At 40.7% G+C, this 6428-nt stretch carries 6 protein-coding genes (1 of these 6 running past the window's edge); 3 read left to right on the forward strand and 3 right to left on the reverse strand.

Annotated elements, in window-relative coordinates; genetic code table 11:
- Positions 1–23: 23 nt before the first annotated feature.
- The gene (gene sthA / locus AC3KVK_RS00310) at positions 24–1460 is read right to left on the reverse strand and encodes a Si-specific NAD(P)(+) transhydrogenase (protein WP_490313499.1); all 1437 of its coding nucleotides are present in this window, start codon (positions 1458–1460) and stop codon (positions 24–26) included.
- Between the two features lie 12 nt (positions 1461–1472).
- Positions 1473–2606: an acyl-CoA desaturase gene (locus AC3KVK_RS00315; RefSeq protein WP_490313498.1), complete on the reverse strand. Its 1134-nt coding sequence runs from the start codon at positions 2604–2606 to the stop codon at positions 1473–1475.
- A gap of 140 nt (positions 2607–2746) precedes the next feature.
- On the opposite strand from AC3KVK_RS00315, the gene fabR reads away from it, so the two are divergent.
- Complete coding sequence (fabR, locus tag AC3KVK_RS00320) at positions 2747–3364, forward strand: HTH-type transcriptional repressor FabR (protein WP_490313497.1); 618 nt, start codon at positions 2747–2749, stop codon at positions 3362–3364.
- A 10-nt stretch (positions 3365–3374) separates the two neighbouring features.
- On the opposite strand, the gene trmA is transcribed toward fabR, so the two are convergent.
- Positions 3375–4472, reverse strand: a complete 1098-nt coding sequence (gene trmA / locus AC3KVK_RS00325) for a tRNA (uridine(54)-C5)-methyltransferase TrmA (RefSeq protein ID WP_490313496.1) — start codon at positions 4470–4472, stop codon at positions 3375–3377.
- A gap of 193 nt (positions 4473–4665) precedes the next feature.
- Between trmA and AC3KVK_RS00330 the strand changes: the two genes are divergently transcribed.
- Positions 4666–5802: a DUF5610 domain-containing protein gene (locus AC3KVK_RS00330; RefSeq protein WP_490313495.1), complete on the forward strand. Its 1137-nt coding sequence runs from the start codon at positions 4666–4668 to the stop codon at positions 5800–5802.
- Positions 5803–5861: 59 nt separating this feature from the next.
- Positions 5862–6428 carry the 5' portion of a glutamate racemase gene (murI, locus tag AC3KVK_RS00335; RefSeq protein ID WP_490313494.1) on the forward strand. It continues 228 nt past the right edge of the window, so only the first 567 of its 795 coding nucleotides appear in the window; it begins with the start codon at positions 5862–5864; its stop codon lies off the right edge, out of view.

A 6428-nucleotide genomic window follows, 5' to 3' on the forward strand; every position in this document is an offset into this window, starting at 1 on the left:
TGCCCTTTTTTTGATCATTTCGATTATTTTATCAAGCGGTTCAAACCGTTGAGCGCTGCAACACGGTAAGCTTCGGCCATGGTGGGGTAATTGAAAGTTGTATTGATAAAGTATTCAATATTATTTCCACCATTCTGTTGCTCCATTATTGCTTGGCCGATGTGAATAATCTCAGAAGCACGTTCACCGAAGCAGTGGATACCTAAAATTTCTTTGGTATCAATATGGAAGAGTATTTTTAAGCTGCCAACTTCTGTTCCTGCTATTTGCGCACGCGCCAGATGTTTAAATTGAGCTCTGCCTACTTCGTACGGTATTTTCGCTGTTGTTAATTCTTGCTCATTCTTACCAACTGAACTGATTTCAGGAATGGTATAAATACCAACTGGAATATCTGAAATAATCCGCTCAGGACAATGGCCATGAACAATAGCTATTGCTGCAATACGCCCTTGGTCAAAGGCTGCACTGGCTAAACTCGGATATCCTATAACATCGCCCACAGCGTATATGTTATCAATTTGGGTGCGATAATTTTCATCGACCTTAAGCAAACCACGTCCATCGGCTTCAAGGCCAATTGCTTGCAGGTTTAATTTATCGGTATTGCCGGTGCGTCCATTGGCAAATAAAACGCAATCGGCTTGCATTTTTTTACCCGATTCCATATGGAATATTACGCAGTCCGAGCGAGTTTCGACTTTAGCAAGCTCTTCGTTATGCCTAATTACAATGCCGCTGTTCCAAAAGTGATAGCTTAATGCATCCGACACTTCGGCGTCAGTGAATGCGAGTAAGCGGTCTCGGGTGTTGACTAAGTCGACCTTAGCTCCTAAGCCCCGAAAAATTGAGGCATACTCACACCCAATGACACCGGCGCCATAAATGATGATATGACGTGGATCATGGTTGAGCTTCAAAATCGTATCACTGTCATAGATGCGACCATGATTGAAATCAACAGTGGGTGGCCGATATGGGCGAGATCCCGTTGCAATGACAATCGTTTGTGCCGTCATATCTTCAAAAGAACCATCAGGCTGAGAAATACGTATGGTGTGTTTGTCAATGAATGAGGCTTCACCATGAAAAATATCAATCCGATTACGATCATAAAAGCTAGTTCTTAAATTAACCTGTTTTGAGATCACGGTACTTGCATGGTTGAGAATGTCAGGAAAAGTGAGCCGATTACGCTGCTCACTTGCATTGAAAAGAGGGTTGGTATTGAACTCAATCAAGCGGCTAACTGAATGGCGCAGCGCCTTAGATGGGATAGTTCCCCAATGAGCGCAGCCACCACCAACAGAAGGTTGCTTTTCGATGACCGCAACCCGCTTTTTACTTTTGGCTAGATTCATGGCGGTGCCTTCACCGCCAGGACCTGTACCAATGATTATGGCATCATACTGATAAGTAATTTTTTTTGGTGACGCTTTTGCTTCTTTTGTTTTAGCCACTCTGTGTCCTCTTTAACTATATCTAGCTCTCAATAATTGGGCATTGAGCTCAAGCCATGACTGCTTTTGCTTTTGCCAAGCCCGCTCTAACTCACGATATTGTGCGATTAAAGCGGACTGATCACATTGTTTGAGCATGGTATTCTTTTTTGCATCAAGCAATTGTTTTTTTAGTTTACAGTAACTTTGCAGTTTTTTAATTAAAACATCGTACTCTTGTTGTAACAGCTCAAGTTTAGCATTCGCTACTTGGGCTTTTTGTAATTTGGTTGCTGTGCGCTGCATTAGTGTGTTGGCTTTTGCTTTTTCGATTCGCTCAATTGGAGTTGTTTTTAGCTTACTGGTTAATCCAACGTATGAAAGTGATTTTATCATCCACTTTGTCGGATCGTAATGCCACCATCGGATACCATTGCGGTAGTCACTCGCAAAGATATGATGATAATTATGATAACCTTCGCCATAAGTAAAAAGCGCTAATAAGCCATTATCTCGGGCTGTATTACTCTCAGTGTAAGGTCTAGTTCCCCAAATGTGGGCAATGGAATTGATGAAAAATGTGAAATGTTGGCTTAAAACTAGTCGCAAAATACCCGCTAAAATAAGCATGCCCAAAATATCACCAAATATAAAGCCGAGTAATAATGGCAGGCCAATATTAGAGATAAGTGTGAGTATCAGATAATGCTTATGCTGCCACATAACAATTTTATTTTTCTGTAAGTCGCGGCAATTATCATAATTAGCATAGTTATCACCTTGGTAATCTCTTAACATCCAGCCAATATGGCTATACCAAAATCCATTGGTAGCTGCATAAGGGTCTTTTATTGGGTCATCGACTTGCCCGTGATGGATGCGATGATCAGAGCTCCAGTGCAGCGCACTGTTTTGAATTGCAAATGCGCCACCAATTGCAAAAATAATCTGGATAATTGGGTGGGCATCGTAGGTTTTGTGTGCCCACAGTCGATGATAACCAGCTGTAATTGAGAGCCCAGCAAAGAACATACAACCAACAAATGCGGCCCAGTTAGCAAAACTAAAGCCATAAGTGATGCCGTACCATGGCACTAAAATTAGCGCCGCAGCAAAGGTGAGGGTGAAAAATAAGACATTGGTCCAAATAATAGGTGGTTTTTTCATAATATAAATCTCAGCGTACAACTGTACGCTAAAATAGTGGTTCCTGTGCATTCAGTCAAGTGACAATATCGCGAACAGTTAGTAATTTGCTGGTTAAGTAAATATGATAAACTGCTTTTTAGCAATTTATGGGGGTGTAGATGTCAGGTGTTCGGGCGAAGCAAAAAGAAAAAACAAGGCAAGCATTAATAGAAGCCGCATTTAATCAGTTAAGCGCAGAGCATAGTTTTTCGAATTTAAGCTTACGAGAAGTTGCTCGAGAAGCTGGGATTGCACCGACCTCCTTTTATCGCCATTTTAAAGATATGAATGAGTTAGGCCTGACCTTAGTCGATGAGGCTGGGTTAACATTAAGGCAGTTAATGCGCCAAGCTCGAAGTCGAATAGAATGCGGTGGCAGTATTATTACTATTTCAGTACATACTTTTATGGAGTTTATCGAGCAGTCTAGTAATCAGTTCCGGTTACTCTTGAGAGAGCGTTCAGGTACTTCGAAAGCATTTCGAGCGGCTGTTGCGCGTGAAATAAAACACTTTATCTTAGAGCTGGCACATTATTTAGAAATAGAAACACACTGTGATGTGAAGCAAGCCTATGTTCAGTCCGAAGCGATGGTGACCATAGTCTTTAATGCAGGGGCAGAAGCGCTTGATCTAGACAAACCGCAACGTGCGGAGTTGGTTGAGCGATTAATTTGGCAATTACGGTTTATTGCGAAAGGTGCCTCGATGTATAACAAAGAGAAAAAAAGCAGCTAACGCTGCTTTTTTATTTTCGAATGAGGAATACGCCCGATTCTATATGATGGGTGTAGGGAAATTGATCAAAAATCGCGAAGCGTTCAACTTTGTGGGTGGTTGTTAAGGTTGCTAAATCACGTTCTAACGTTTCTGGGTTACAGGAAATGTAAAGAATATTGTCATAATTCTGTACTAGTTTTGTCGTTTCAGCATCGAGCCCAGCTCTTGGAGGGTCGACTAAAATACTTTGGCAATTGTAACTAGATAAATCGATGCCTTTTAAGCGAGAAAACTCTTGTTCACCTTTCATTGCCAGTGTGAATTCTTCACTCGACATTCTGATGATATCTAGATTATTAATGTTATTAGCTTTGATATTGAATTGAGCTGAGGCGACAGATGATTTAGAGATTTCAGTCGCGAGCACGCGGTTAAATGCAGGTGCGAGTGCAATCGAAAAATTACCGTTACCACAATATAGTTCTAGTAAGTCATTTTCTAGCCCTTTACTAATGTCCAACGCCCATTCGAGCATCTTTTGATTCACTTTTGCATTAGGTTGGGTAAAGCTATTTTCAACTTGTTGGTAGGTGAGTTTTTTTCCTGCAACGTCAAGTTGTTCAACAACATAATCATTGCCTAAAATGACTTTTTGCTTTCGAGCCCTGCCAATAAAATCGATTTTAAATTCGTGTGATAGCTTTTCTTTAAGCGCCCTAATCGCGTATTCCCATTCATCATCAAGTGGTTTGTGATAAAGCATGCTTACCAATATTTCGCCGCTAAGGCTTGATAAATAGTCAATTTGAAATAGCTTTCGACGCAGTACTTCTTGATTTTTTAGCTCAGCAATTAGACGAGGCATGAGTGCGAAAATAATCGGCGCAGCAGGGTCAAACTGCTCTACACGGATCTTCTGCTTGGTATCTTGATCAAACATGATATGGTAAAGGTCTTCACCTTCGTGCCAGACCCTAAACTCGGCCCGTTGGCGGTAATGTTTTTCTTCTGACGCAAACACCTCAATATTATTTGCACCAAACCGAGCAAATTGCTTACTAATTTTAATTTTCTTGTCAGAAAGTTGCTGGTTGTAAAGTGCAGGATTGATTGTAATTACAGCCATGGGTGTTGCCTCTGTATATATTTGTCGCGCTATTTTATGGGGCATGGATTATTTGTCTAGTGCTAATGCAGAATAAGCCATTTAAGATGCATGTTTTGAATAGATTAAATGATTGTATGAATTTTGTACTTTTTACTACAGTAAATGTGATTCTAGCCGATACTAACGATATAGCTTAAATAGGAGAAAGATCATGAAAATTGGTCTACCGGGATTTCAACCTGCGAATTTATTTAATAAATTCATTAAAACTCAAGAAAAATCGAGTGAAGATATAGGGTTACCCAAGCAAGGATACCAAACCGATCTTAAGGGTATTGCGGCTAAAGTAATGGGAAACAAGCTCGCGGATACGTTATCAATGCCCGAAACCAAAAAAAGCAGTCCAGATTCATTATTTGATTTTGAAGAGGTCGCTAAAAATGTACTGGGATTTGTAAAAGGGGCGGTGCTAAAAGCGCAAGGCGAAGGAGCTGATCAAGATAAATTGCAGAGCATGCTAGATCAGGCACGCAAAGGCATTGCTATTGGGATTGAAGAAGCTGAAAAAGAGCTAGAAGAATCTGGTTTATTAACTGAAGAAGTCAGTGAAGGCATTGCAAAAAGTGAAGAGTTGATGTCAAAAGGTCTCGATGATTTCAGCGAGTCGCTTTTTTCTTCAGCGCCGTCAAATGAGATATTCAGTAATTATCGCCAAGCCAGCCAATATAGCCTAAGTAATGGTGCACAACTAAGTATCAAAACTCTAGATGGTGATGAAATTAATATTACATTTAACGCAGACTACTCAAAGTCAAAAGCTATGGCGTACCAATCCAATGAGCAAGAAGCACGCTTCGTATCCCAGTCCTCAGCATCGTTTAGTTATGGGTTTACCTTAGAAGTAAATGGTGAGTTAGATGAGCAAGAGCAAGAAGCCATCAATGCATTAATGGCCGACTTACAAGGGGTGAGTGACGCATTCTTTGAAGGTGATATTGATGAGGCGTTTGAAAAAGCACTGGACTTAAATATGGATACATCTCAGTTGGCAGCATTTTCAATGAATTTGCAACAGACAGAGTCGCTCAGTAGCGTAAAGCAATACCAGCGTAACATTCCAGGACAAGACCTAGCGGAGCAACTGAAACCTATAAATGAAGGCTTAGGTCGTGCTCGAGAGCAAGCGAAGCCGTTGAATATCGAATCCGAGTTAGTCAGTCTACTTGAATGGTTGAATAAAGATAACGAGCAAGTATATAAGCTTCTGGAATATAGCCGAACTGTTTTTGAGCAGTATGCGCTATTGGAATCAAATAAAGCCGATAAAGAAATCAATCACACCTTTTGAGATAGGCTTACATTGGCGGATATGGCAAACTAACATCTAGTTTAATTGGAGATGTTAGTTTGCAGCCTCATATAGTCATTTTTGACTCTGGTATCGGTGGAACAACGGTATTAGAGCACATTCAGCAAAAATTCCCATATGCGAAATATTCCTATGTCATGGATAACCTTTACATGCCGTACGGCAAACTAAGTGTTGAAGTTTTAAAACAGCGACTTCATGCCAAATTACTAACTATTCAAAGCCTGCACTCTACTATTGATATTATTGTGATTGCTTGTAACACAGCGAGCACCCAGACATTAGAGTTTCTACGTCAACAAACTTCAATTCCAATTGTGGGGGTTGTGCCTGCGATTAAGCCGGCCGCTTTATTGTCGAAAAGGGCTCAAATAGGCTTATTAGCCACTCCCGGGACAATTCAAAATGTGTATACGCATAGTTTGATATCAGAACACGCGCAACAAACAAAAGTTAATCTTTATGGATCAACTGTGCTGGTGGAACTAGCCGAAGAAAAGTATTGGCATGGGCAAATCGACAAGGAAAAACTGCAAATAGAATGCAAACGGTTGGGGATCGCACAAGATAATGATGTATTGGTCTTAGGGTGTACACATTTCCCT

It is taken from the genome of Pseudoalteromonas sp. J2K-J979, assembly GCF_058169715.2.

Coding starts and splice junctions, on each gene's coding strand:
- AC3KVK_RS00315 (WP_490313498.1), bottom strand. CDS start 2,606: ATGAAAAAACCACCTATTATTTGGACCAATGTCTTATTTTTCACCCTC.
- fabR (WP_490313497.1), top strand. CDS start 2,747: ATGTCAGGTGTTCGGGCGAAGCAAAAAGAAAAAACAAGGCAAGCATTA.
- trmA (WP_490313496.1), bottom strand. CDS start 4,472: ATGGCTGTAATTACAATCAATCCTGCACTTTACAACCAGCAACTTTCT.
- AC3KVK_RS00330 (WP_490313495.1), top strand. CDS start 4,666: ATGAAAATTGGTCTACCGGGATTTCAACCTGCGAATTTATTTAATAAA.